The sequence below is a fragment of the Bacillus halotolerans genome, assembly GCF_004006435.1.
Taxonomy (GTDB): Bacteria; Bacillota; Bacilli; order Bacillales; family Bacillaceae; genus Bacillus; species Bacillus halotolerans.
In genome coordinates this window covers 2,923,337-2,948,431 of sequence record NZ_CP029364.1, presented here as the reverse complement: position 1 = coordinate 2,948,431, position 25,095 = coordinate 2,923,337, and the positions used below count along the sequence as shown (strand labels likewise).

Below are 25,095 nucleotides of genomic sequence, written 5' to 3'. Positions count from 1 at the left end.
TCCACCCTTCTTCGGATTGTCCTCCCAAGAGAGACAATTGTTAACTCAACACAGACATATAAGTTACAAATATTATATAAGCCCATTTCTGTTTTGACAAGACAACAATCTGCTGAATTTTGCGAATGTAAACGCTTAACCAATTGATATGACAAGATTCTTTATTTTCTAATTATTTTTGTCGGATTTTCTCCTTCCTTACAAGCCGCCCTTTCCGAGCCAGCTGACAGGGGGGACAAAAATGTTCTGCGCTCTCATGTTCATAAACTCCTGGGCGGCATTCAGAAATTGTTCATAGCCCGAATCGCTGAGAATGTAGTCGAGCTGCTCTTCATAATAGTGCTTTTCCGATTCTGAAGAAATATAGTAGCCTTCCACGATTTCATAATAATGAAGCGGAAAAAGGAGACGGCTGTACAAAAGACGTTTCGAAAATGAAGACAGCGGTGTGATTTGCTCGTATTCCTGCAAAAAGCGAAAGCCCTGCCGGCTAAAATCATCACGATGATGCAAAAATGTGTGTCTCATATATTCGGCTAAATCGCGTGCAGCGTGGTCAAATACCCAGTCAGCCGGAATCCTGATAAGGGATTCAGAAGACCACGTATTTCTTTCCATCCTCTGATGGCATATTGTTCCTGAATCAGCCGCTTGCGGTTTGTCATCGAGCTCAGTATCGACTAAATATTGAATCGCGTTTTCTGATAGTCCTAAAAAATATGGAAACGATTCAATCATTTTTTTATCAAAGGGCTCGTGCGGAGGGGTATGAACCTTTCGCTGCCAAAACGCTTCAAGCTGATCAATGCGTTTTCCCCACAGGTCTTTCCACTGCCCGATTCTTCCGGCCTCCTTCACTTCGTACGGGTATCCTCTGCCCTTTCGATGAAACTCCGCCAGTTCTGTCCCTATGGAAAATGCCCGGTTTGAAAAAGGAGGAGCCGCCTTCAGCAGGGCATACGTTTTTCCTTCATGTTCAAAGGTCAGCTCGCCTTCTTTTGTAAAGATAAAAACGGAAACGTATGGGTCACTTTGTTCTTGTAAATACTGACTCATGTAATAAAGCTCCGCCAGCTCCTCATCTGAAAAATGGGAAACGGGAACAATCAAAAAGAAGGAATTCGGTGTTTGAAAGCATTGATACGTATGCTGATACATTGAAAGCTGCCTGATATGAATGCCGTATTTTTCTTTTATTGTGCCTTTCACAATGATCACCTGCCTGTTGAATTAGGGCTCATCACATCGTAGTCATACACAGGCGGAATTATGAATACATATTTTAATCCGACAAAGGAGCAAGAAAAAGTCGTAAACATCTCGTACGTTTTGTATAAACTAGTAAAAAAAGATTGGGTGAAGTTGATGTCAGATAAAGAACAAATCAGTCAGATGGAAGCCAAAGCAAGAGAACGGATGAAGGAGCGCGGCGTTGAGGTATCCGATATTGCCGAGCTTGTCTTTTTTCTGCAGAAAAAATATCATCCGGATTTAACCATGGATGAATGCACGTTGAATGTGAATCGGGTCCTCGCAAAGCGTGAGGTGCAAAACGCGATTTTAACGGGCATTGAATTGGACGTTCTTGCTGAGCAGAAAAAACTGTCTGAACCGCTGCAAACGATGCTGGAGATAGATGAAAGCCTATATGGAGTAGATGAAGTTCTGGCATTTTCCATCGTGAATATTTACGGGTCCATCGGGTTTACAAACTATGGCTACATCGACAAAGAAAAACCCGGTATCCTCGGCCGTTTAAATGATAAATCAACCGGCGAATGCCATACATTTCTTGATGACATTGTCGGCGCCATTTCCGCTGCGGCCTCCAGCAGGCTTGCACACCGCGCGCGGCATACAGAATAAAGGGCACCCTTTTGGGGCGCCCTTTTTTATATATGTTGAATCCACTCAGTCAGAGAATCAATAGCGTGAGTCGGTTTTTCCATATCGTCTGTCATATGCTCTCTTTTCGTTACGCCTGTGTGGACAAGCAGCGTATCCATCCCTGCATTAATGCCTGCCATAATGTCAGTCGCGTAGTTGTCGCCGACCATAAGTGTTTCGGATACATCAGTGCCGAGAACACGCATCGCCTGCTCCATGATGATGGATTCCGGCTTGCCGATAAATACCGGCTGCACGCCTGTGGATACGGTTAACACAGAGGTCAGTGAACCGTTGCCCGGCAGGAGGCCTCTTTCAGTCGGTATGGCAATGTCACCGTTTGTGGAAATAAAGCGGGCGCCATTTCTGATTGCGAGGCAGCCGACGGCAAGTTTTTCGTATGTAATCCCGCGGTCAATCCCTACAACAACAAAGTCCGCATCTTCCTCTGCAAAGGTCAGGCCATTTTCTTCAATCGCCTGGCGAATTCCTTCTTCCCCGATCACATACACAGACGCGTCTTTTTTCTGCTGGGCGATATGCTGGGCAGTCGCCATGCTTGTCGTAAAAACCTGCTCCTCTGTTGCCGGAATGTCAAAAGAGACCAGCTTGTCCGCCACCTGCTTCGGTGTGCGGGAAGAGTTGTTTGTCACAAAAAGATAAGGAATGCCGCGGTCTTTCAGCGTTCTGACAAATTCACAAGCTTCCTCGATTTTTTCTGTGCCGTTGTACATCGTTCCGTCTAAATCAATTAAATATCCTTTATATGTTTTCATTTTTAAACACTCCTGTGGCTTTCCTGTCGTTATTTAAACGCGGAAACAGGGCCCAGCTCTGTTTCCAAGTAGCTTCTGATTCGTTTCGGAAAGACTTGAAGGACCGCTAGATGCGCGGTGATCAGCTTGTAAAGCTCTGCACTGTCAGCGAGCTGGTATTGCTGAACCAATGTTTTTCGATACGCAATCAATTGCTTCAGCTCTGCCCCCTCTTCTTCCGTTACGACTTTTTCATCAACCAGTATGTCCATGATATCATCATAGCTGCCCGGGTCCCGCATAATAAAACCGTCAATCATGTCATTTCCTGTATCGAGAATGCATTCGATTAACAGGTGGCCGATGCGTTCAAGCGCGAGCCCCTCGATTTCGGATTTCCAGTCTGTTTGCGAATGAAACAGCGCCAGCTGACGCTCGAAGAACCCGAGTGTATGCTCTATCTTGTTTCTGTCAACAAAATACATGACAGCATCCCCTTTGTGTAATGGTTATTTTCTGATCCGTTTTAAGACAAAATACGCACAGCCGAAATTACAGTATTCGTAAATGTATTCGTCCAATGTGCTGATTTTCGTTTCAAAGGTCGCCTTTTGATTCTGGTCGTCAAAGAAGCCCTTGAGCCTGAGCTGGCCGTATCCCCAGTCTCCCACAATGTAATCGTATTTATTTAAAATATCGGAATAACGGGCTTTAAAAGCCTCTTCGTTGAAGCCGTCTTTGAAATTGTGCACCAGCTCAAATTCGGCATTTTGAATAAGAATCATGATCTCACCTCTTTTTCACTCATTCCTATCATAATTCATTGCCCCGTCCCCATCAATTGCTAAAGAATAATTCGTGTGATTTGGCTACCCTACACATAAGGAGGGATTACAAATGAAACGAACTGCTGTCAGCCTCTGCCTGATGACCGGGCTTTTATCCGGATGCGGAGGCGCAGGATTCAATAACGCTGAGCAGAATGCCCAGCATCAAAATGAAACCAGGCCCATTCATGTATCTGACCGCAATGAAGCTTTTAACAGGCATGATGAGAATGAACAGTTTGGTTATGTCCGCTATCAAAAAGAACAATTTGACGGCGAACAGCAGGAGACACCGGCGCCAGACCGTGAAGAAACCGCTCACATTATATCAAGCTTAACGGTTCAGCTCCCTCATATTCAAGATGCCGCAGCGCTTGTCACTGACCAAGAAGCGCTTGTCGTGTACAAAACCGATTCGAAAAACCGTGAGCTGACAGCTGATCAAGTGAAAAAAACGGCGGTTTCGGTGATTCCGCGTTACTATCATGTGTACATTTCCGACAATCCGAATCACATGCAGGCCATCAAAAATTACAGCAATCTCGGTTCCGGTTCAAGAGATGTCAGAGACATCATGTCGGGGACGATACAAGAAATGAAAACCTCCCCGCAAGGAAGCCCTGTCTCGGAAAACGAAAATGCAAATGGAGAAACACGCCAGGACAAGGAAACGAATAGGAATGACAAAAACGCCAGATGATCTGGCGTTTTGGCATTATGCTTGCGCTTGGCGTTTTTTAGATGCTTCGTTAACCTGTTCATCCGCATGGTAGGAGGAACGGACAAGCGGACCGGCTTCACAGTGGCTGAAGCCTTTTTGCATCGCGATTTCCTTCAATTCTGCAAATTCATCAGGGTGATAATATTTTTGGACTTTTAAGTGCTTCTTCGACGGCTGCAGGTATTGGCCGATTGCCATAATATCAACATTGTTTGCCAAGAGGTCGTCCATCACTTCGATAATTTCTTCTTTCGTTTCACCGAGTCCGATCATGATGCTTGATTTTGTCGGGATGTCAGGCTGCATTTCTTTCGCGCGGCGCAAAAATTCCAATGAACGGTCGTATGTCGCACGCGCGCGGACTCTTGGAGTCAAGCGGCGAACCGTTTCGATATTGTGATTCAGGATATCAGGGCGCGTATCCATTAACGTTTTTAAGTTATCATAGTTTCCGCCCATATCTGACGGAAGCACCTCAATTGTTGTGAACGGGCTTTTTCTGCGGATTGCACGGACAGTTTCCGCAAAAATACCCGCACCGCCGTCTTTTTGGTCATCACGCGCAACAGCTGTGATAACCGCGTGTTTCAGATTCATCAGAGCGACGGAATCTGCTACGCGTTCCGGCTCTTGCAGGTCAAGCTCAGTCGGAAGGCCCGTTTTGACGGCGCAGAAACGGCACGCTCTCGTACAAACAGATCCTAAGATCATAAATGTCGCTGTACGTCTTACTGCCCAGCATTCATGAATATTCGGACATTTTGCTTCTTCACATACGGTGTGCAGATTGTTTTCCCGCATGAGTTTTTTGAGTCCTGTATAATTTTCATTTGTATTTAATTTGATTTTGAGCCATTCGGGCTTTCTGAGGTGTTCGTCTTTCTTTGCCAATTCCCATCATCTCCAATATCCAATATACTCAATTTCTGACACGAAACATTCTGAAAACGAGATAGGTGCAGTTTTTTCATTTCTGCAACAAAAATAATGTTTTTCTAACTAAAGAAAGTCTTTTCTTTAGACACTTTAACATAGGAAAAATTTCTCGACAAGGGAAGATGATTACTGACATTTTCTCGCCGGGTTGCCGCAAACTATGTGTATTCAATATTGAAAGGAGATTATTTTGTGAAAGTTGTGTTATCTGCCCTTCTTCTCCTTTTGTTTGCATTTGAACCTTTTGCGTCTGGAAAAGAGCTTTCAGATCCGGTGCTTTCTAAACGGATGGGATTATATCATAAAGTCGAGGCTGTGACGCAGATTCCTTGGTACGCGCTCGCCGCTGTTGATCAATACGAGGAGAATGTGCGGAGCAACAGAAAGGATCTGCCTGACAAAACGGGAATCATCAGCATCTATGTACCGGACGAGATCTGGAGCGGACCAGAAAATCCGAATCCGAAAGACGATGCGCCGTTAAGCATAAAAGTGTTTGACGGAATCGGAATGGACGGTGACGGCGACGGGAAAGCCGAGGTCAGCAATGATGAAGACATTCTGTATACATTCGCACAATATCTGCTGTCGTACGGCACAGATGAAGAGAATATCCGCATCGGGCTCTGGAATTATTACCGCCGTGATCAAACGGTGGGAATCATATCCGAGTTCATGAAGCTGTTTAAGGCTTACGGTCATATTGATTTGGGCGAGCATGCGTTTCCGCTTCCGATCAGAACGGATTACAGCTACCGCAGCACGTGGGGAGACGCCCGCGGCTTTGGGGGAAGGCGGATTCATGAAGGAACAGATCTCTTTGCCCACTATGGCCTTCCTGTTAAATCCACCTGTTACGGCGTCATTGAAATGAAAGGCTGGAACCGCTTTGGAGGATGGAGAATCGGCATCAGAGATATTAACAATACGTATCATTATTTCGCCCATCTCAATGGGTTTGCAAAGGGCATTAAAACAGGGCAGATCGTCGAGCCCGGCCAAGTGATCGGGTCAGTGGGCAGCTCAGGATACGGCCCGCCTGGCACAGCCGGAAAATTTCCACCGCACCTGCACTATGGCATGTATAAGGATAATGGAAAAACTGAATGGTCGTTTGATCCTTATCCACATTTGAGAGCGTGGGAGCGCTATGAGTACAAGAAAAAGAAATGACGAAAGCCGCCTCATGAAAAGGCGGCTTTATTTGCTGTTTTTTTCATTTTTTGAATCATGGCTGTCTTCTTCTTTGCTGCTTGGAAGCTGGACAGAAGGCGTAACACCTGAACCGCCGCTTCCGTTATAAAATTGCGGCACTTCGCCCTGCACTGCTTTAATTGATACAGGAACATTATTGGTGACCACGGCCGTTTTGCTTGCGAACGGGATGATGACCTTCACTTTAATTTCTACGAAGATGCTGATATCAATAAGTGCGTTATTAATGCCGTATGGCTTTATTTTTGTTTTGACGTCCGTAAAGGCGTCACCGATTAAATTGAACCGGACCGGGATTTTCGGGCCGAGGTTTCCAAGAAGGCTGTTTCCTGTCACCTGTCCCAATGGGATGTTGATCATAATATTTTCACTGGCACCGCTGTGTCCGGTGTGGGTTTCCATCTCTTTCAGATGAGACTGAAGCTGCTTTGTCACCTTTGTTTTCACACTGTTTATAATCTGTGTATTAAAATCGATTGTCGTTAAATTTCCGTTTTCATCAGAATTCATTTGAAACATATCTTTCATATTTTCGCTGTCAGACATATAATCCTCAATCGAATCCTGAATCACCTCTGTTGCCACACGCTTCGTTTCCATTTCACCGATGCTCATTAATACCGGTTTAATAGAGCCGTTGATAATCCAAAGGCTGACTGTTGTTGATATGATAAAAAATACGAGTGACAGCAGCAGCACGTACCGGAAAGGCAAAGGTCCTCTCTTGCGAAGAGGGCCGCGATATCTTAGCAAGAAAATCCCCCCTTACATATCACAATGTATGCTTGTAAGGGGGGACATAGTAATAGCCGGGCCAATTTATTTTATTTCACCATTTTTAAAAGCGCTTCTCTGCCGCTCATGCCGGCATGAATGCCAAGATCTTCTGCGGCATATGTGACGGATTCTAAAGGGGCGTCTAACAGCTGGTCAATGGTTCGCACACCAACCGCCCGTCCCGCCACAATTCCACGCTCCTTTAATTTTTCATTCAGCAGCGCCACATCAAGCGCGCCGCACATAATGTATCCGTGATCATTGGAGACTGCCATGAAATTTGTTTTTGGAAGCTTTACTGTCACAGCTGTAAAAGGCTGTCCTTCGATCATAATCGGTGTCAGATTTACCACGTCAACCACTCCCTTCCTTCATCACTTTATGATGAAGGGCACGGCTTGTTGTGGGCTGACCTCCTTATTGTGCAAGCTTCCAGGCAAGCAGATCCCGCAAAAATTCCGGCATGAAATATTCTTTTACCTCGGCGTCGCGGATGATTGGAAACAGCCTGCCGAGCGTAAACATGTCAAGCACGGCCACAGCGTATTGTTTATTTTTATCTATGTCATCTCCGTTCAGCGTAATCCGGGTGACGTGCGTCATCCCATCGTCCAGCCGTTTTGTTTCGACATCGACACCCGCGTACACCATTTTCCCCATCACTTCTCCCCGGAAGCCCAATCCTTTAATTCGAAGCTGCTCCATCTGTTCCGAAGCGGCATGAACAATCGTTTCCTTCAGTTCCTCTCCCGTCAGGCGGACAGTAACCGGGTTGATGGGGTGAGGGCAGATGCGGTGCAGGTCAAGTTTGGTCACCGGGCCGGCTTTAAGCGGTCCGAGGATGACGCCGGAATTCACCATGCTGATGTCGGCTCCGCACCATTCCTTTAACGCATATGCCAAAAGTAAAGGCAGATCGGATTCTTCAAACCACTTGACTTCAGCATCTTGCGCAAGCTCCGCAACGGCAACGGACAGCTTTTCCTCGGCTTCACGTTCTTTTTCCTCAAGAAATGCTTTGGTTTCCGCCGATTCCCCTGTCCATTCAGCCATGTTTTGAACAGACGCTGTTTTGCTGATGATTTTTCGCTTTTCAGTGTCCATCGTGATGTCTACACAGCCGACATAGTTTCCGTATTTCTCAGCGCTGGCAAGCAATACGCCGTTGACCATCTGTCCATTTTCAAGCAGATGGTGAGTATGAGACTCGAGGATAACGTCAATCTCCGGAACCGCTTCAGCAACCGCTTGATCGTCAAGAATTCCCAAATGCGACAGGAGAACGATGATATCAGCTTGTCCTTTCACTTCCTGTATGGTTTCTTTTATACTTTCGAGCGCATCAGTAACAGTCCATTCCAGCTTGTCATATACGGGATAATACGGCACCGTTACACCTAACAAAGCAATGGTCATGCCGTTTCTCAAGGTTTTGATATGGTAAGGAACCGCCCAGGACGGGCGGTTTCCGTTTTTGTCATACAGATTAGAGACGATAACGGGAAAATCGGCATGATCATATAAAGAAGCAAGTTCTTCATGAGGAAGGGTAATCCCCTCGTTATTGCCGATAGCCGCTCCATCAATTTGAAGACGGTTTAAGAGGTCTACATTGGCTTTTCCGAATGTGGCCTCTGTCACAAAATGAAAACGATCAATATGATCACCAATATCAAAAACGAGCGTCTCTTCGCTGTGCAACTGATGTTCTTTTCTTTTTTGCTCAATATAATCTGTTATTTTTGGCCAATTTTCAAAATGGCTGTGCAAATCATTTGTGTGATATAAGCGGAGCTTCTCTTTCATATCATTCTCTCCCTAATCGTTCAGCTGAAAATGCCTTCATAAATGAGCTGGCAGCCGATCAAAATTAATACGATCCGCATAATCATAACGATCGTTTTCGTCTGCATTTTTCGGTTGATGGCGGCGCCAAGCCTTCCGCCGAACCAAGCGCCGGGCACAAGCGCGAGGGCGTACAGCCAATTCACATGCCCGGACATGATATGTGAAACAGATCCTGTCATAGAAGATAGGAAAATAATGAACATGGACGTTGCCACCGCAACCTTTGGCGGGAACAGAAATAGCAGCATCATGGCCGGAACCATCAGCGAGCCGCCGCCTATTCCAAAGAGCCCGCCTAAAAAGCCGACAACAAAGGCGATGGCAATCCCGACAGGCGCCTGATATGAGTAAGTATAGGGCTCTCCGGCATCATCCTGAAAAGTCCGTATTATTCCTCTGTGCTCTTTGTTTACCGGCCGCGCCTTCGCTTTCAGCATTAAGGATAATGAAATAAGAATCATAAATATGCCAAACCAAATGGAAAACGAGTTTGAATTAAAAAGCTTTGACACGTAAGCCCCAATAATGCTGCCGGGACCTGAACCGATAAAGAAAATGAGCCCGCTTTTATAATCAACCGTTTTATATTTAATATAAGCCAAAGTTGAGGAAAGACCCGTAAAAATAATGACCAGAAGCGAAGTCCCGATGGCGACCTGCGGCGTCACATCCTGAAAATACGGCGTCACCGCGCTTAAAAACATCATGGCCGGAACGATGACAATCCCGCCGCCGAGTCCAATCAAACTTCCTACCGTACCCGCAATAAATCCCAGTACGATCAAAATCACAAACGACATCAATCAAAACCTCTTTTCTAAAATAAATCGAGCTGTCTTGGAGAAAGTCCGGAGTACTCGATATCAAGCAGTTCAAGCATCTGCTTGCCGTTATCCGCGGCGTCTCCGCCGGAATTGTTGTTGAACAGGACAAATACATCTTTACACTGCTGCTGCAATGCGTTCAGATGCTTTTTCCAGTCTTCCAGCTCCTGTTTGTTATAGCGGTATAAATATCTGACCTCACGCCAGTTTTTCCCGCCATCAGGCTTCATCCAGCCCTGCTTATTGCGTCCGTGAAACCTGACGAGCGTTTTGTTTTCATCGGTCGCCCGCAACACAGTCGGGACACTTCCATCGCCGATTTGCGGTTCATCACATACGCTGTGAATCCAGCCTTCCGCTTTCATAAAGGAAAGCGTCTGCTCATAAAATGGCGGCGAAAACCAGGAGCGGTTTCTGAACTCAAGCGCGCAAGGAATATCGCCCATTTGATTTTTGCACCATCTTAAATAAGCGACATTTTCTTTCTTGCAGTCAAACCACGGCGGAAATTGAAACAGCACCATGGCGAGCTTATTGCTATGTAAATATGGCGTTAAGGACAGCTTAAAAGCATCAAACATCTCCTCTTTGGAGTCAAACGGAATGTCGCCGCGCTGATGCCCCGTCATGCCCTGATACGCTTTAATGATAAATTGGAAGGTTTCCGGTGTTTCCTTCACCCACTTTTCATTGTTGCGCGCCGGCTGAATCGCGTAAAAGCTCGCGTCTAATTCCACGATCGGAAAATGGGAGGAATAGGCCTGCAATTTTTTCTGGCTGGCCGTTTTCGGCGGATAAATGCTGTCATGATCCCCCCATCCCGTCAGTCCGATATAAATCACAATCATTCACCTCTCTTCCAGTTTATCACACGCGTTTTCAGGTTTCCTCGGAAATGCTGTTCATATTGCGGAAAAACGCTGAGCGCAGATGCTGATATTGTTCCTCATTGGTATCCAAAAACGCCTCCTCTCTGGAGGAAGGGATATTTTGGTACTCAATAGGCTCCTGAAACTGTTCACTCGTAAAGTCATACACAGCCCCATTTATGCTGTTATAAAAATGCCAGCTCCCACCGATCTTTGTTTTGAAAATATCGCCCCCGAATTGCTCCTGTATCACCAATGCCGTCACGCCGCATTGCCCGCATGCCGGGCATTCTTTCGTCCATTTGGAACTCGTATGCAGCGACCATGATTGATTTAGTATGTGTTTGATGTGTTCCATCATCGAAAGCCCCCTTTTTAAAAAGATACCACGATGATTGATTTTTAAAAACCAAAGTCACTGACATAAAAAAACCGGCAGAATTCAATCTGCCGGGCTTACGAAGGAACGACCAATGCTCCCTCAATTCCGCTGTCTGCTTTCTCCCCATCACTGTACACGCTCCGTCCTCTGCTGTAGGTGGCCGAGATGCGGCAGGGGAAAGTATGTCCTTCATAAATGCTCTGCTTATGTTTTGCAAACATCGTTTCTGTTGTGACTGTGTACGGCTCCATGCTGACGAGAACGAGATCCGCGTCCCGCCCCTCTTCAAGCCTCCCTTTTTGCTGAAGGCCGAATCGCTTCGCGGGTGCCCCCGCTGTCCATTCAGCAATGGTTTCAAATGGAATGTCCCGCTCAAGGGCCAGTTCAAGCATGGCCAATAAAGTAAACTGACCGCCGCTGATTCCGCCCCATGACAAAAACATATTATCCTCCCGCTTCAGAGAAGGACGGCAGGGGGAGTGGTCCGAGGACACCATGTCAATATCCCCCGCGATCAGCGTATCAATTAACGCCTCTTTTGATGGCTGCGATCTGAGCGGAGGGGCGCATTTTGCGACAGAGCCCTTTTCCCGTAAATCGTCATGGCTGAACAAAACATAATGCGGGCATGTTTCTACCGTTATATCCAATCCCTCCTGTTTCGCCTCCCGTATCAAGCGGACCGCTTTTGCTGTACTGATGTGGACAAAATGCACCGGACAGCCCGTCACTTTCGCATACTGAATCGTGCGATACACCGCTTCAGCTTCGGCTTCCTCCGGGCGGGAGGCCGCGTACGCATCCGCATTCACTTTCCCTTTATTCGCCCATTCCATCTGCAAAAAGCTTGTGATCGCATCGCTTTCTGCGTGAAGAGCAAGGATTTTTCCTGCGGCCGCAATTTCTTTCATGCCTTTGAGCAAGGTCCGTTCATCAACAGAGCGAAACTCCTCTGTGCCTGATTTTGATAAAAATGCTTTAAATCCTATCGCACCCGCTTCAGCCATCGGATGTATGTCATCAATATGACCGGGCACAAGGCCGCCCCATAACGCAAAATCCACCGCCGATTTTTGCCTGCCGATTTCAGCTTTTGCGAGAAGGTTTTCAGCCGTCACCGTGGATGGAATGCAGTTCAGCGGCATATCAAAATAAGTGGTGCAGCCGCCTGCAGCCATCATCTGTGAGCCCGTTTCAAACCCTTCCCAATCCTCTCTGCCCGGTTCGTTGAAATGAACATGGCAATCGACCGAACCCGGAAAAATATATTGCCCGCTAGCCTCCACAACTGGTGCCCCCTCTGCTTCAATTGCAGAACCGATCTTGGCAATAGTCCCGTTTTTCATTGCAATATCAGCTTCTTTAACACCATCCGGCGTGACTGCCTTTGCTCCTTTTATTACTAAATCGTAAGCCATACTGAACCCTCCCCTGTAAGGATGATGAATTTTTATGTCAGTTTATGTAACACAATCAGTCTATTTTCAACATTTTACTGTTACTATGATCGTATTACATCAGCAAAACAGCTAGAATTAATAATGAAATTTATTCATCTTAACCAATGGTTACTTTTTGTGAGAAAAGGAGAATGAGCTATGAATATTTTTGATGTGATGAAAATACCGGCTTACGAAAATGCAGTTTTAATTGCGGGCAAAGCAGGGGGAGAAAGAGAGGTTCAGCATGTCAACATGATGGATGCTCCTGATATCGCGGATTTTCTGCATAAAGACGAGCTGCTCGTCACCACCGCGTATCACCTGAAGGACAATCCTCACCAGTTATCAGAACTGATTCGGCAAATGGCAAAACGCGGCTGTGCCGGTCTCGGCATTAAAACAAAACGGTACCTGGAGGATATCCCGAAAGAAATCATTGACCTCGCCGATTCACACGCGTTTCCGATCATCGAGCTCCCTGAGCATATACGCCTCGGAGACATTGTCAACGCCACGCTGAGCCATATTCTTGATATGCGTTCAAACGAGCTTCAGCAAGCCATTTACGCACACAAGAAATTCACAAACCACATTATGAGCGGCAAGGGATTGCAATCTCTGCTCAAAAAGGTATCAGACCTCCTTCATCTTCCCGTGCTGCTCCTTGACCAGCATGCCAAAATGCTTTCTGCATCTCATCAGATTTCATTTGAAACCGAAAAGCTCAAAAGCACGCTGCACACCGTGTCCGGGCCGTTTTTCACTTGTTTCTCTTCGATCTCAAATCAGAAAACATATTCTGTCCTTCCTATCTATAATCATGAAAAAAGCTGCGGCTACCTGCTTATACCGGAAATGGTCCAAGCCGCTGATAAAGGATTGATTCTCACCATTGAACAGGCTGCGAACGTGATTTCCTTTGAGCTGCTGAAGGAAAACGCGCTGAAGCAATACAGCCGGCGGGCGCGGAATGAGTTTTTCAGTAATTTTATCGAGCGGTCGTTCTCTTCAGACGACGAAATCAAAAACCGGGCAAAAGAATTTAAGCTTCGCTGGGATCAAAAATATATGTGCATCGCCGGAAAGCTCGACCGGAATGACAGATCGATCAGCTTTACTGAAAATCAGCTGGCCTCTGACAGCGTATTTGAATTTCTTGAAGGCGAATTGTCTGCCTTCCCGTTTCCGCCTCACCTCTTTATTAAAGGAAATGTCGGCATTCTGCTGATCGAGGCGACAGACAGCTGGAGTGAAATGCACGCCTCAGTGATCAGCTTTTTAGAGCAGTTCCAGACACAGGTCAAAACCCAATTTAAACGGACATTGTCCTTTGGCATCAGCAACATTTGCCAAAAGCTGATCGATGTCCCGGACGCTTTCACAGAAGCGTCTGACGCTCTCCAATCAGGGCATTTATCAAGAAGCACGGAGTTTATCCAAGTGTATCACGCGAAAGATGTACCTGAGTTGCTCCGCCTGCTTCCGGTTGAGGATTTGAAGAAATTTTACAATTCCACTCTTCAAAGCCTGGCTGAAAAGCAGCAGGAGGATCAAAGCCTGCTTCATACACTGTCTGTCTATCTAGAGACACACTGCCAGATTTCCGAGACGGCAAAACGTTTGTACGTGCATCGCAATACGGTCATCTACCGCCTCGAAAAATGTGAAGAATTACTGGGCAAAAGCTTAAAAGATCCCGAAACGACAATGCGGTTGCGGCTTGCCTTGCGGATGCAGCGGCTGATTAGCTAGCATTTGTCACATGGTGTTACAAAAGAAATGGCTTTTCGTTACTTTCAGCAATAACGCTCCTATTTTTCAGCTACTGTATCCAATGACATCCCGCAAACGGCACGCTATCATGTTACTAAAGTTCACATGTAAAAGGAGGGACTGTAGTGAAACAAAAACCGTTTGCAGTGTTCACTCTTGGCCTGCAGCATGTGCTGGCCATGTACGCAGGTGCGATTTTGGTGCCTCTGCTTGTCGGCAGAGCGCTGAATGTAACGTCGGAACAGCTGTCTTACCTATTGGCGATTGACCTGTTAACGTGCGGAGCCGCGACGCTTTTGCAAACCTGGCGAGGAACGCACATCGGCATTGGGCTTCCCGTCATGCTCGGCAGCTCGTTCGTGGCCGTCACCCCGATGATTGCAATTGGTGCAAATTACGGCATTTCAGCGATTTACGGTTCAATCATCGCAGCCGGTGTCTTGATCTTCTTGTGTGCCCGTTTCTTCGGCAAGCTGACCGTGTTATTCCCTCCTGTCGTAACAGGAACTGTTGTCACCTTGATTGGTCTTTCTCTTGTTCCGACAGGTGTGAAAAATATGGCTGGCGGAGAAAAAGCAAACGGCAGCGCCAATCCCGAGTACGGTTCGCTCGAAAATCTTCTTCTTTCTGTCAGCGTCCTTATCCTGTTCTTAGTCCTCAACCGCTTTCTCAAAGGGTTTGCCCGAACGCTTTCCGTTCTGATCGGGATTGCTGCGGGTACTGCGGCGGCTGCCGTCATGGGCAAGGTCAGCTTTTCATCTGTATCTGAAGCCCCATTCTTTCAAATCCCGAAGCCGTTTTACTTCGGCGCTCCATCTTTTGAAATCGGTCCGATCATCACGATGCTGATCGTCGGAATTGTCATTATCGTTGAATCAACCGGCGTTTTTTACGCCATCGGAAAGATATGCGGCCGACCCCTAACCGAAAAAGATCTGGTCAAAGGCTATCGGGCGGAGGGGATCGCCATTATGATAGGCGGGCTGTTCAACGCCTTTCCCTATAATACATTTGCACAAAACGCCGGATTATTGCAGCTGACAAAGGTGAAAACGAGAAATGTCGTCGTCACCGCGGGCTGTATCCTTCTTTTCCTCGGGCTGATTCCTAAGGTTGCCGCTCTTGCTTCCTCCGTTCCCGCGGCTGTGCTCGGCGGCGCAACCGTTGTCATGTTCGGCATGGTTATCGCCTCCGGAGTAAAAATGCTCAGTACAGTGGATCTGAAAAACCAATATCATCTGCTGACCATCGCCTGCTCAATCGCACTCGGCATCGGCGCCAGCACAGTACCGGCGATTTTCGCAGAGTTTCCCGCTCCGATCCGTATTTTGGTCAGTGACGGCACCATCACAGGAAGCCTGACCGCGATCTTTTTAAACCTATTCTTCAGTTTGCGCGCCAGCAAGGAAAAAACCGTTCAGAAGGAAGAACTGCCGGTATTAGAAAACACACTTGTTTTAGAAAAAGAGGTGTAAATAGAGATGAAGGAACAGCAAAATTCCTTTCAGCTTTTGATGCTTGGGCTTCAGCATATGCTGGCGATGTATGCGGGAGCCATTCTCGTCCCTCTGATCGTCGGAGCTGCGATCGGGCTGAATACGGGCCAGCTGACATATTTAATTGCCATTGATTTGTTTATGTGCGGGGCAGCCACTCTTTTACAACTCTGGAAAAACCGCTATTTCGGCATCGGCCTCCCCGTTGTCCTCGGCTGTACGTTTACTGCAGTCGGCCCGATGATTTCCATTGGCAGCATATACGGTGTCTCAGCGATTTACGGTGCGATTATCGCAGCCGGGCTGATTGTCGTTTTAGCCGCGGGCTTCTTTGGAAAGCTTGTACGTTTTTTCCCGCCGGTCGTAACCGGCTCAGTCGTTATGATTATCGGCATCAGCCTGATTCCGACGGCGATGAATAATCTGGCCGGCGGTGAAGGCAGCAAAGACTTCGGCTCACTAGGCAACGTGCTGCTTGGCTTTGCTGTTACAGCCTTTATTTTAGTGCTGTTTTATTTCTTTAAAGGGTTTATCCGCTCCATTGCGATTTTGCTCGGCCTTGCAGCTGGAACGGCAGCCGCTTTCTTTATGGGAAAAGTCGATTTTTCTGAGGTCGCGGAGGCGTCCTGGGTTCATGTTCCTTCTATATTTTATTTCGGCATGCCAACCTTTGAGTTGCCTGCCATTCTCACCATGCTATTGGTTGCGATTGTCAGCCTTGTTGAATCAACGGGTGTTTACTTTGCTCTATCCGATATGACAAACCGGAAACTAACAGAAAAAGATCTTGAGAAAGGCTACCGGGCGGAGGGGCTTGCGATTGTGCTTGGCGGCATGTTTAACGCGTTTCCGTATACAGCTTTCTCGCAAAATGTCGGTATCGTTCAGCTTTCAAAAATGAAAAGTGTCAATGTCATCGCCATCACCGGGTTTATGCTGATGGCAGTCGGCCTGATTCCAAAAGCCGCGGCATTGACGACCGTGATCCCGAATGCAGTGCTCGGCGGTGCGATGATTGTCATGTTCGGCATGGTCATTTCTTACGGTATTAAAATGCTTTCCAGCGTCGATTTTGAATCACAAGGCAATCTGCTGATCATTGCTTCTTCTGTCAGCTTAGGGCTTGGCGCCACGACGGTGCCCGCTTTGTTTTCATCTCTTCCGGGAGCAGCTTCCGTGTTGACCGGAAGCGGCATTGTCATTGGCAGCTTAACCGCGATCGCACTGAACGCTTTTTATCAATTCAAACGGCCCCATAGCGCGGAAATAAATACGTAAAGGGTGATGGCTCATGTTCACGATTGACGACCTGAATCAAATGGATAGACAAACACTGACTGACACACTTGGATCTATTTTCGAGCACTCTGCATGGATTGCGGAGGAGGCCGCGGCACTCCGCCCGTTTTCCTCCCTTTCTGATTTGCATCAAAAAATGTCCCGCTTGGTCAAAGCTGCGGATCGCAAGACACAGCTTGAGCTCATCTGCAAGCACCCTCGCCTCGGCACCAAGAAACCAATGAGCGCTTCCTCTTTAAAAGAGCAGCAAAACGCAGGGCTCAGTAAGCTTGAACAGCAGGAATACGAGGAATTTCTCAAACGAAATGAAGACTACTATCATAACTTCGGTTTTCCTTTTATTTTAGCGGTAAAGGAAAAAACGAAACAGGAGATCCGCCAAGCTCTGCTGACAAGGCTGAAGAACAAACCAGAAACAGAATTCCAGCAGGCTCTTGAGGAAATATACCGCATCGCCCGCTTTCGTTTAGAGGACATCATTACAGAAAAAGGAGCGATTCAAATGAAAAGAACCATGTCTTACGGCAAAGGAAATGTGTTTGCATACCGAACGTTTTTAAAACCGCTCACAGGCATAAATCAAATCCCAGAGTCTTCTTTTACGGGCAGAACCAATACAGTTGTCGGCATTGATGTGACATGCGAAATTGGCGGAGATGCCTTTTTGCCGTCATTTACAGACGGAGATAATACGCTTATCGTGGCTACGGATTCGATGAAAAACTTTATTCAGCGCCACCTCGCTTCCTATGAGGGAACAACCACCGAGGGCTTCTTGCATTATGTGGCTCACAGATTTTTAGACACCTATTCTCATATGGATACGATCACTCTGACAGGTGAAGACATTCCGTTTGTAGCGATGCCTGCATACGAGGATGAAGAGCTCGGTATAAGCCAGCTTGTCTTCAGAAGATCGCGCAATGAACGCGCTCGGTCGGTGCTGAAAGCAGAACGAATGGGGGATACGATAACGCTGAAGGAGCAATACAGCGAAATCACGGATCTCCAGCTTGTCAAAGTGAGCGGAAACTCCTTCGTCGGCTTTATCAGAGACGAATATACGACTCTTCCTGAAGATGGCAATCGTCCGCTCTTTGTCTATTTAAACATCAGCTGGCGTTATGAACATGCGGAAGATGCATACGCCGCCGATCCCGCCCGTTACGTGGCGGCTGAACAAATCCGTGACTTAGCGAGCACTGTATTTCACGAGCTCGAAACGCCCTCCATTCAAAACTTAATCTATCATATCGGATGCAGAATATTAACGAGATTCCCGCAGCTCGCGGATGTCAGCTTCCAATCTCAAAATCACACATGGGATACAGTCGTCGAAGAGATTCCGGGCACAAAAGGAAAAGTCTACACAGAACCGCGCCCGCCATTCGGTTTCCAGCGGTTCACCGTGACGAGAGAAGACGCCGAGAAAGAAAAACGGAATGCCGGGGAAGCATTAGGGAGCCTGAATGCCTGATGGGAAAGCTGACAACGCATATCTTGGATTTAACCTGCGGCAAACCCGCGGCAAACGTAAAAATCGAATTGAAGCGGCTGTGCGAAGGTGAAAGCCTTCCCCTTGTCAAAGAGGCTTTTACGAATGAAGACGGCCGAGTCGACGCTCCGCTCCTTGCGGGAGAAGAGCTGAAGTCCGGGGAGTATGTGATGGAGTTCCATGCGGGGGATTACTTTGCGGAAAAGAAAGCGAACACGGCTGAGCCGTTCTTAACGATTGTAACAGTTCGTTTCCATCTTTCTGATCCGGAAGCTGATTATCATATCCCGCTTTTGCTGTCGCCGTTTGGTTATCAGGTGTATAGGGGGAGTTAAGAAAAGAGCCCGCCCGCTGGTGAGGCGGGCTCCGCAAATGTTTAGGGGTTGCTGGATCACTGCATAAATAAAAGACCCTCCCTATTGTGAGAGGATTCCTGCGAATTATGCCACATCCGGACCTCGTATTTGAGAGTTCGAGTTTGTTTTTAAATATTAAATTTATCGTTCTCTATTTCTACTTAGACTAAAAAAAATTTAAAATCAATTAAACTAGTATCACTATCAAGTTATCTCCATCAGCATATCATGTACTATCCTCTTTTAAGGGAGGTGAAGTTATGAGGTCATTCCCTTTGATCGTGGTGCTATTCATCCTATTAATCATCGTTGGCACTTCTTTCTTCGGTGGCTATTAAGAACTCACCTTACCCCATATCCGTCAGACGCCATAAGAATTCTTTATGGCGTTTGTTTTGCTATAGCGACAAGGTTTTGAGCAGGGAAATATAACACTCGCTCACAAATCCTCGTCCTCCATTACAATATGAGATGAGAGCGAGATGTTTTCCCACAACGCGGCCGCGTCTTGATCACGCTCTTCAATTAATCCCACCATTTAGAAACGCTTGTTAACGGATTTGTTAGTTTCTATCGGATCGATTTCTTCCGCACCTACAAAAAAATTTTTTCATTCCCTTTTCTCCAAAATGAATTATTTTATTTTTTCAATCGATTTAACAGGTACTTCCGGTGGATTGAGTATTAAGTCAATCCGTTGAACAGTGACAAAGACGACAGAAAAAATCAGGGAACAAAGAAAGGTTAGTAAAAGTATTTTCCACCAATTTAAGTTATTCATCATCTCTTCTCCCTCTTTCCTTAATTTGTAACATTACCCATTTCTAGTATCAAACACAACTAGGCAAAAAGTAAAGGGAGAAGAGGTATTTCATCTTCACGATCTGTAATTGAAGTTTATCCTTTATCGATTCGCTTAATTTTTTATATCCGGTGCTTTGCCGTAGCTGCGGGAAAAGTCCAATGACTGCCTTTTCCCACTTGCTAACTCTTTTCTAATCCTGCAAGCTGACCGCATAATCCCTCCATAACCGGTACACCGGCACAAATTGCCCGCCAGCCCTTCCTCAATATCTTCGTCAGTAGGTTGCGGTTTTTCCTGAAACAGAGCTTTAAGCGCAATCGTCATCCCGGGTGTGCAATATCCGCATTGGAAGCCTCCTTCCTCCAGGAAAGCGGTTTGGCAGATATCCAGTTCTTCTTTTTGAAGCCCCTCAATGGTTGTGATCGAATGGCCGTCCGCTTGGTATGCCATGGTCATACACGCATTGGCGAGCTTGCCGTCGAGCAGGACAGAACATGCTCCGCAACGGCCGATTCCGCAGGAAATTTTAGTTCCGGTCAGCTGGAATTCCGTCCGCAGAAGGTCACTCAAGCAAGCTGTAGGAACCGCATCAACCTCCCGCGCTATTCCATTCACGGTCATTCGGAACCGATGCTTTTTTACAGAGAAAGATCCTGCTTCTTTTACGTCCATTGCTTTATCCCCTTTCTGTCTATTTCATCAAGCAGCTCTTCACGCGAAATCGGCAGCTTGTTCACCCAGCAGCCGACGGCATCATGTACCGCCTTTACAATCGCCGGGGTGATGGCGATCGTTCCTATTTCTCCGACACCGCGCGGGCCATATGAGTCACCATCCATCAGCTCTTCTATCGCGGTCAGTTTCATTGCCGGAACATCTTTGATTCCTGGAATTACATACTGATCCAAATTCACCGCCGTGTAACGGCCGTCCGTCATTTTTGCTTCCTCCATCAGCGTATAGCCGAGCGCCATAGCAGCGCCGCCTTCGATTTGTCCACGATAGCCCTGCGGACTGACAACTGGACCTGCCGCAATGGCGTGCTCACAATCTATCACTCTGACATCGCCTGTTAATAGATCAATCTCCACCTCAACTGCAGCCGCTCCAAACGAGTAGAGAAAATGGCCGCCGACCACAGGATCAGGCGTTGTCGGAAAATCGAATGCTGTTTCCTCAGTCAAAGGGCCTTTTTCTGCCAATTCCTTATAGGTCACCACCAGATCCTTTGTATTATGCATCCGCAGCCCCCCAGCGCTGAAAATAAGTTGTTCAGGCAAATATGAGACCAATTGTGCGGCACGTTTTTTCAGCTGATATAGAAACGGTTTCTTCAAACGCTGGATCACGTGCCACACCATGCTCGTGCCGCGGGATGCTGTGGAGGAGCCTGACTTTGGCACTTTTGCGGTATCCCCGATGATAATGGAAATATCCTCCGCCGCGCAGCCCAGCTCTTCGGTGACAATATGTTCAATCGCGGCGAGGATGCCCTGCCCGCACTCTTCAAACCCAAAAGAAGCCGTGATTTTGCCGTCACTTGAAAGGGAAAGGCGCCCTCCTGCGGCATCCATCCGGCCATAGCCAAGCCCGCCCCCGTGCATGGTAATCGCGGCTCCAACACCTCTTCGTTTATAACGAGACGTCTGATGTTTTCTTTTGAGAATAGGAGATGCAGAAATGACGTTCAACACCTGCGCCGCTCCGTCAGTGGACGCAATCCGATGCTCAAGCGGGCCCAGGTCATGCGGTTTTCTGATATTTTTTCTTCGCAGTTCCAGTGGGTCGATGCCGAGCATGCTGCTGATTTGATCAAGGTGGATTTCCAGCGCGAAGGTGATTTGGTTGCCGCCAAAGCCCCGGAATTCTCCCGCCACCCCGTTGTTCGTAAACACAGAGATCCCTTCAGTGCGGGTATTCGGAATGCGGTACGGACCCGCGGCATGCTCGGCAGAAAAATCCAGGACTGCCGGTCCCAGCGTGGCGTAAGCGCCTGTATCGGCAATGATTTTCACATCATGAGCCAGAAGCTTCCCTGTTTGATCAGCCCCTGTTTTGATCGTGATTTTCATCGGGTGGCGCTTGATTCCTGAGCGTACAGATTCCTTTCTCGTCTGATGAATTTTGACCGGACGCCCGCTTTTACGGGCTAAAAGCGCGGCATACGGCTGAATATTCAGCTCATCCTTTCCGCCAAATGAGCCGCCCATCGGACTCGACACAACCCGAATTTTCTCTTCAGGAATACCAAAAATGCGGGCAAGCTGAAAACGGTCCTTGTAGCCGTGCTGAGTGCCAGCGTACATTGTAAAACCCCCGTCACGTTCTGGAACAGCTACGCCCCCTTCCGTTTCCATATACGTATGCATCTGCCGCGGCAGTTCGTAGGTTTCTTCAAGAATCGTGTGACACGATTGGAACCCCGCTTCCACATCGCCGTGCGAGAAAAACGCACGATGAAGGATGTTCCCGTCCGGGTGCAGCATATGCGCATCTGATCGGAGCGCTTTTTCCGGAGAATCAATGACCGTCAGCTTCCTGTACACCACGTGAATCAGCTCCAGCGCGGCTTCAGCAATGTCTTCCGTTTCTGCTGCGACGGCCGCCACTGCATCTCCGACATAACGTACTCTATCCTCGCATAGAACCGGCTGGTCAGGAATGACAATCCCAAAACGGTTGAAACCTGGAACGTCCTTATGGGTGACAACCGCTCGCACACCTTCCATTTCTTCAGCCTTTTTTGTGCAAATCGACACGATTTCCGCATGAGGATAAGCGCTTCTCAGAATTTTGCCATACAGCATCCCCGGAAAAGTGAGATCAGTCATATACTTCAATTCACCCGTGACCTTTTCCCTTCCATCTGGTCTTATTCTTGGCGGTTTGCTTATGCTCATTTATTCCCCTCCCTCAAACATCAGCTCGGACATGATGACGTTGGCAGCCGCTTTTTTTCTGTATGCCGCTGACACGAAAGCATCGGCTGAAAACGGCAGCTCCTTGATAAGTGTTTCGTACAGCTCGTGCGCCTCCCATTCAGGATCCATCCATTTCGCCTCGCTTTCTATTAATCTTTTCGGCCTGATATCGGCATGACCCGCTGCGAGGCGAATGTCACCGTCTTTCAGTAAACGTCCTGCCGCCACAGCAACCGCTCCGGTAAATGCCTGCCGCCTTCCCAGCTTGCGGAAAAACACACGATCTCCCTCTGGACGCGGGATGATCACACGCGTCACGATTCCATGTGAATACGCTTCACTGGAGATCCATTCAGCAAGCGGCAGCCTGACAAGCTCCTTCTGATAAACGATAAGCTCCGCATCAAGCACAAGCAGAAGCGGAATCAAATCCCCTATTTTACTCGATATGTTGCCGCCAATTGTGGCCCGGCTTCGGATTCCCGGAGCTGCAACAGCAAAAACTGCATCACATAAGCAAGCCAGATCCCGCTTGATGAGGCTGTTTTTTCTGCATTCATTCAGCGTGGTGAGCGCCCCGATCGACACATGGGTGCCGTCAGCGGTAATGCCTTTCATCTCATCAATGCCTTCAAGGCTGATGAGATGCGTTTTCGGAAGAATTCCTTTGTCCCATTGGAGCTGGAGCAGCGTGCTGCCCGATACTGCACACACATCTGGCGCAAGCTGCTCCAAAAGAGAAAATGCCTCATCAAGCGCTGCCGGCCTCCATAATTGAATGTTCGTTCGCGCTTGTGTCACTTGTCCGTTCATGTATTCGCCTCCTGACAGTGTCATATTCCTCCGGCGTATCAATATCTTCCAGTTCCTCGCACGCTTTCACTGCCAGCACCGCTCCAGTGCCAAGCTGTCCGTTTTTCAGCAGCCTGCGGGCACCCTCATCTCCCTTTAACTCCTTTACATATGGAAAACAGGCGGATGAGAAATAAATAGGCGGACTGAGCGTACGCAAAGATGCTGACACGGCAAACATTTCATGAGCCCTTGATATCAGGGCATTTAAATGATCGACAGAAAGCTGCGGCTGGTCACCCAACAGAATGACGACCCCGTCTGCCCCCATGCTTTCCGCTTTTTTCACCCCGCTGCTGACGGAATGCCCTTGGCCCTTTTCCGCCTCTTTACAGACATGCAAACTCCAGCGATCCAGAAAAGGCGGTGCTTGATATTGCTCCTCGATCCACTCAAGTGAAGCATGTTCTGTCCTCTCGACAATCAGCACATGGTCAAGACGGGATAATAGAGCTGTTTTTAATGAAGCCGATCCGATCGTTTCTCCTTTTAGCGGCAATGCCAGCTTGTTTGTGCCCATTCTCTCGCTTTTTCCGGCCGCCAAAAATACACCGATAATGCTCATGTAACCTCCAGCCGTTTTCGCGTTTGAAGGATTTCCGCAACGATGCTGACGGCAATTTCCTCTGGGCCTTCCGCGCCGATTTTCAACCCGACCGGACTGTAAAAATGCGCGGGCGGCTGTTTTCCATTCAGCAGCCGTTTCGTGCGGTTTTCGGAACCCAAAAGCCCGATATAATGAAGGTCCCGAGAAAATAAGGATTCAACGATGACTTGATCGTGCTGAAAATGGTGAGTCGCCACAACAGCGGAATCCTGAGGCGAAAATCCAAATTCACTGAGCATCTGCTCCGGAAAGGCAGTGATCAGCTGATCTGCTTTTGGAAAAAGAGCGGCTGTGCAATACGCAGGCCGCCAATCTGTCACAATGACAGAAAATCCGGTCTCAGCCGCCAAATTGGCGAGCGGTATCATATCTGGTCCCGCCCCAAACAGAATGAGACGCGGCTTCGGCTCAATACGCTGAAAAAAAATGTTTGATGATGGATCAAAATGCGGTACATGAAGCGCTGAAGCGGTGCGTTGAATATCTCGAAGCGGCACATCCGGCCAGTGCCCAAAATACCCGTTCTCTGACAAAAACAAATAACGCCCTGCCTGTGAGGATTCAATCTGTGTAACGGCTGTTACGGCTTTTCCTGAATGAAGGCAGTCTCTTACTCTTTCATAGTGCCGCTTTTTTTCCTGAGAGATTCGTTCCGCATAGATATGAATAACGCCATTGCAGCCGACTCCCATGCCCCACGAAAGATCGTCTTCAGCCCGCATGTCATAGGATATAAGCGCTGTCGTCAGCTGATCGCCGAGTTCACCGATTCTTTTGGATATATCCTCTTCCAGACACCCGCCGCTCAGCAAGCCGATTCTTTCTCCGTTTTTCTTAAAGAGCATGGTGGCGCCCGCTTTTCGATATGCAGAGCCTTCGACTTGAACAATGGTCGCCAGCACAGCCTCGTCCTGATCTTCCAGAAGCGCATCTAAAATCGTGTAAAAATACTCCAATGCCGCATCCCCCTTTCAAAAATTGCTGTAAGAAATAAAACGTCATTTTTAT

Annotated in this window: 26 protein-coding genes; 9 read left to right on the top strand and 17 right to left on the bottom strand. The window is 47.6% G+C overall.

The genetic code is table 11. The features are described 5' to 3' along the window. Positions 1 to 198 precede the first annotated feature (198 nt). Entirely contained in the window at positions 199 to 1,212 is a 1,014-nt protein-coding gene (gene yutH, locus DIC78_RS15040) for a spore coat-associated protein CotNH (RefSeq protein ID WP_127696932.1), read from the bottom strand. A 153-nt stretch (positions 1,213 to 1,365) separates the two neighbouring features. Here yutH and DIC78_RS15035 point away from each other — a divergent pair, with 153 nt between their 5' ends. Continuing rightward, positions 1,366 to 1,866: a phosphatidylglycerophosphatase A family protein gene (locus tag DIC78_RS15035; RefSeq protein WP_024122730.1), complete on the top strand. Its 501-nt coding sequence runs from the start codon at positions 1,366 to 1,368 to the stop codon at positions 1,864 to 1,866. Positions 1,867 to 1,892: 26 nt separating this feature from the next. Here DIC78_RS15035 and nucF read toward each other — a convergent pair whose 3' ends face one another. From nucF to DIC78_RS15020, 3 genes are read right to left on the bottom strand one after another with little or no spacing between them, the layout of a single operon-like run. Further along, positions 1,893 to 2,663, bottom strand: a complete 771-nt coding sequence (gene nucF / locus DIC78_RS15030; RefSeq protein WP_044158995.1) for a 5' nucleotidase NucF — start codon at positions 2,661 to 2,663, stop codon at positions 1,893 to 1,895. Between the two features lie 29 nt (positions 2,664 to 2,692). Then, a complete protein-coding gene (locus DIC78_RS15025; protein WP_105953817.1) occupies positions 2,693 to 3,127 on the bottom strand; it encodes a DUF86 domain-containing protein in 435 nt (144 codons plus the stop codon). Positions 3,128 to 3,151: 24 nt separating this feature from the next. Continuing rightward, positions 3,152 to 3,427: a YutD family protein gene (locus DIC78_RS15020; RefSeq protein ID WP_003228682.1), complete on the bottom strand. Its 276-nt coding sequence runs from the start codon at positions 3,425 to 3,427 to the stop codon at positions 3,152 to 3,154. A 112-nt stretch (positions 3,428 to 3,539) separates the two neighbouring features. Between DIC78_RS15020 and DIC78_RS15015 the strand changes: the two genes are divergently transcribed. Continuing rightward, complete coding sequence (locus tag DIC78_RS15015) at positions 3,540 to 4,169, top strand: YhcN/YlaJ family sporulation lipoprotein (RefSeq protein ID WP_101864115.1); 630 nt, start codon at positions 3,540 to 3,542, stop codon at positions 4,167 to 4,169. Positions 4,170 to 4,184: 15 nt separating this feature from the next. On the opposite strand, the gene lipA is transcribed toward DIC78_RS15015, so the two are convergent. Continuing rightward, entirely contained in the window at positions 4,185 to 5,081 is an 897-nt protein-coding gene (gene lipA / locus DIC78_RS15010; RefSeq protein ID WP_010331747.1) for a lipoyl synthase, read from the bottom strand. A gap of 237 nt (positions 5,082 to 5,318) precedes the next feature. Between lipA and lytH the strand changes: the two genes are divergently transcribed. Continuing rightward, positions 5,319 to 6,299, top strand: coding sequence for an L-Ala--D-Glu endopeptidase (gene lytH / locus DIC78_RS15005; protein WP_106019502.1), 981 nt, complete (start codon positions 5,319 to 5,321; stop codon positions 6,297 to 6,299). Positions 6,300 to 6,326: 27 nt separating this feature from the next. On the opposite strand, the gene yunB is transcribed toward lytH, so the two are convergent. The 7 genes from yunB to DIC78_RS14970 all read right to left on the bottom strand — a co-directional run bounded on the left by yunB (position 6,327) and on the right by DIC78_RS14970 (position 12,459). Then, entirely contained in the window at positions 6,327 to 7,094 is a 768-nt protein-coding gene (gene yunB, locus DIC78_RS15000) for a sporulation protein YunB (protein WP_106019503.1), read from the bottom strand. Between the two features lie 71 nt (positions 7,095 to 7,165). After that, entirely contained in the window at positions 7,166 to 7,471 is a 306-nt protein-coding gene (locus DIC78_RS14995) for a YunC family protein (RefSeq protein WP_010331750.1), read from the bottom strand. A gap of 64 nt (positions 7,472 to 7,535) precedes the next feature. After that, positions 7,536 to 8,924 carry a bifunctional metallophosphatase/5'-nucleotidase gene (locus tag DIC78_RS14990; RefSeq protein WP_106022005.1) on the bottom strand — a complete coding sequence of 463 codons (1,389 nt, stop codon included), beginning with the start codon at positions 8,922 to 8,924 and terminating at the stop codon, positions 7,536 to 7,538. 20 nt (positions 8,925 to 8,944) lie between these two features. Then, positions 8,945 to 9,766: a sulfite exporter TauE/SafE family protein gene (locus tag DIC78_RS14985; protein ID WP_101860000.1), complete on the bottom strand. Its 822-nt coding sequence runs from the start codon at positions 9,764 to 9,766 to the stop codon at positions 8,945 to 8,947. A gap of 17 nt (positions 9,767 to 9,783) precedes the next feature. Next, entirely contained in the window at positions 9,784 to 10,632 is an 849-nt protein-coding gene (locus tag DIC78_RS14980; protein ID WP_106019932.1) for a DUF72 domain-containing protein, read from the bottom strand. A gap of 37 nt (positions 10,633 to 10,669) precedes the next feature. After that, positions 10,670 to 11,017, bottom strand: a complete 348-nt coding sequence (locus DIC78_RS14975) for a YunG family protein (RefSeq protein WP_106022028.1) — start codon at positions 11,015 to 11,017, stop codon at positions 10,670 to 10,672. Between the two features lie 98 nt (positions 11,018 to 11,115). Continuing rightward, complete coding sequence (locus DIC78_RS14970; RefSeq protein WP_127696516.1) at positions 11,116 to 12,459, bottom strand: allantoinase; 1,344 nt, start codon at positions 12,457 to 12,459, stop codon at positions 11,116 to 11,118. A gap of 180 nt (positions 12,460 to 12,639) precedes the next feature. Here DIC78_RS14970 and pucR point away from each other — a divergent pair, with 180 nt between their 5' ends. The 6 genes from pucR to DIC78_RS14940 all read left to right on the top strand — a co-directional run bounded on the left by pucR (position 12,640) and on the right by DIC78_RS14940 (position 19,240). Further along, complete coding sequence (pucR, locus tag DIC78_RS14965) at positions 12,640 to 14,235, top strand: purine catabolism transcriptional regulator PucR (protein WP_059292619.1); 1,596 nt, start codon at positions 12,640 to 12,642, stop codon at positions 14,233 to 14,235. 200 nt (positions 14,236 to 14,435) lie between these two features. Next, positions 14,436 to 15,731, top strand: coding sequence for a nucleobase:cation symporter-2 family protein (locus DIC78_RS14960; protein WP_420867035.1), 1,296 nt, complete (start codon positions 14,436 to 14,438; stop codon positions 15,729 to 15,731). Between the two features lie 6 nt (positions 15,732 to 15,737). After that, complete coding sequence (locus DIC78_RS14955; protein ID WP_127696514.1) at positions 15,738 to 17,030, top strand: nucleobase:cation symporter-2 family protein; 1,293 nt, start codon at positions 15,738 to 15,740, stop codon at positions 17,028 to 17,030. Between the two features lie 13 nt (positions 17,031 to 17,043). Continuing rightward, a complete protein-coding gene (pucL, locus tag DIC78_RS14950; RefSeq protein ID WP_127696513.1) occupies positions 17,044 to 18,528 on the top strand; it encodes a factor-independent urate hydroxylase in 1,485 nt (494 codons plus the stop codon). Then, the gene (uraH, locus tag DIC78_RS14945; protein ID WP_127696512.1) at positions 18,528 to 18,881 is read left to right on the top strand and encodes a hydroxyisourate hydrolase; all 354 of its coding nucleotides are present in this window, start codon (positions 18,528 to 18,530) and stop codon (positions 18,879 to 18,881) included. Before pucL ends, uraH begins: the two co-directional genes overlap by 1 nt. Before the next feature lie 281 nt (positions 18,882 to 19,162). Next, entirely contained in the window at positions 19,163 to 19,240 is a 78-nt protein-coding gene (locus tag DIC78_RS14940) for a YjcZ family sporulation protein (RefSeq protein ID WP_072175780.1), read from the top strand. Between the two features lie 578 nt (positions 19,241 to 19,818). On the opposite strand, the gene pucE is transcribed toward DIC78_RS14940, so the two are convergent. Genes pucE through DIC78_RS14915 form a run of 5 tightly spaced genes read right to left on the bottom strand, consistent with a single transcriptional unit; the run spans position 19,819 to position 25,043 of the window. Beyond that, on the bottom strand, positions 19,819 to 20,379 hold the full coding sequence (gene pucE / locus DIC78_RS14935; protein ID WP_127696511.1) for a xanthine dehydrogenase subunit E: 561 nt from the start codon (positions 20,377 to 20,379) through the stop codon (positions 19,819 to 19,821). Beyond that, the gene (gene pucD / locus DIC78_RS14930) at positions 20,370 to 22,607 is read right to left on the bottom strand and encodes a xanthine dehydrogenase subunit D (RefSeq protein ID WP_127696510.1); all 2,238 of its coding nucleotides are present in this window, start codon (positions 22,605 to 22,607) and stop codon (positions 20,370 to 20,372) included. The genes pucE and pucD overlap by 10 nt, the downstream gene beginning before the upstream one ends. Next, positions 22,608 to 23,441 (bottom strand): xanthine dehydrogenase subunit C, encoded by an 834-nt coding sequence (gene pucC, locus DIC78_RS14925; protein ID WP_127696509.1) that lies wholly within the window; start codon positions 23,439 to 23,441, stop codon positions 22,608 to 22,610. Further along, a complete protein-coding gene (gene pucB / locus DIC78_RS14920; protein WP_127696508.1) occupies positions 23,380 to 24,045 on the bottom strand; it encodes a xanthine dehydrogenase accessory protein PucB in 666 nt (221 codons plus the stop codon). Before pucB ends, pucC begins: the two co-directional genes overlap by 62 nt. After that, a complete protein-coding gene (locus tag DIC78_RS14915; RefSeq protein ID WP_127696507.1) occupies positions 24,042 to 25,043 on the bottom strand; it encodes an XdhC family protein in 1,002 nt (333 codons plus the stop codon). Before DIC78_RS14915 ends, pucB begins: the two co-directional genes overlap by 4 nt. Positions 25,044 to 25,095: the final 52 nt, after the last annotated feature.

Excerpts from the sequence above, each read along its gene's own strand:
- DIC78_RS15035 (WP_024122730.1), top strand. The coding sequence starts at position 1,366 with ATGTCAGATAAAGAACAAATCAGTCAGATGGAAGCCAAAGCAAGAGAA.
- nucF (WP_044158995.1), bottom strand. The coding sequence starts at position 2,663 with ATGAAAACATATAAAGGATATTTAATTGATTTAGACGGAACGATGTAC.
- DIC78_RS15025 (WP_105953817.1), bottom strand. The coding sequence starts at position 3,127 with ATGTATTTTGTTGACAGAAACAAGATAGAGCATACACTCGGGTTCTTC.
- DIC78_RS15020 (WP_003228682.1), bottom strand. The coding sequence starts at position 3,427 with ATGATTCTTATTCAAAATGCCGAATTTGAGCTGGTGCACAATTTCAAA.
- DIC78_RS15015 (WP_101864115.1), top strand. The coding sequence starts at position 3,540 with ATGAAACGAACTGCTGTCAGCCTCTGCCTGATGACCGGGCTTTTATCC.
- DIC78_RS14990 (WP_106022005.1), bottom strand. The coding sequence starts at position 8,924 with ATGAAAGAGAAGCTCCGCTTATATCACACAAATGATTTGCACAGCCAT.
- DIC78_RS14985 (WP_101860000.1), bottom strand. The coding sequence starts at position 9,766 with ATGTCGTTTGTGATTTTGATCGTACTGGGATTTATTGCGGGTACGGTA.
- DIC78_RS14975 (WP_106022028.1), bottom strand. The coding sequence starts at position 11,017 with ATGGAACACATCAAACACATACTAAATCAATCATGGTCGCTGCATACG.
- DIC78_RS14970 (WP_127696516.1), bottom strand. The coding sequence starts at position 12,459 with ATGGCTTACGATTTAGTAATAAAAGGAGCAAAGGCAGTCACGCCGGAT.
- pucR (WP_059292619.1), top strand. The coding sequence starts at position 12,640 with ATGAATATTTTTGATGTGATGAAAATACCGGCTTACGAAAATGCAGTT.
- DIC78_RS14960 (WP_420867035.1), top strand. The coding sequence starts at position 14,436 with ATGTACGCAGGTGCGATTTTGGTGCCTCTGCTTGTCGGCAGAGCGCTG.
- DIC78_RS14955 (WP_127696514.1), top strand. The coding sequence starts at position 15,738 with ATGAAGGAACAGCAAAATTCCTTTCAGCTTTTGATGCTTGGGCTTCAG.
- pucL (WP_127696513.1), top strand. The coding sequence starts at position 17,044 with ATGTTCACGATTGACGACCTGAATCAAATGGATAGACAAACACTGACT.
- uraH (WP_127696512.1), top strand. The coding sequence starts at position 18,528 with ATGGGAAAGCTGACAACGCATATCTTGGATTTAACCTGCGGCAAACCC.
- DIC78_RS14940 (WP_072175780.1), top strand. The coding sequence starts at position 19,163 with ATGAGGTCATTCCCTTTGATCGTGGTGCTATTCATCCTATTAATCATC.
- pucE (WP_127696511.1), bottom strand. The coding sequence starts at position 20,379 with ATGGACGTAAAAGAAGCAGGATCTTTCTCTGTAAAAAAGCATCGGTTC.
- pucD (WP_127696510.1), bottom strand. The coding sequence starts at position 22,607 with ATGAGCATAAGCAAACCGCCAAGAATAAGACCAGATGGAAGGGAAAAG.
- pucC (WP_127696509.1), bottom strand. The coding sequence starts at position 23,441 with ATGAACGGACAAGTGACACAAGCGCGAACGAACATTCAATTATGGAGG.
- pucB (WP_127696508.1), bottom strand. The coding sequence starts at position 24,045 with ATGAGCATTATCGGTGTATTTTTGGCGGCCGGAAAAAGCGAGAGAATG.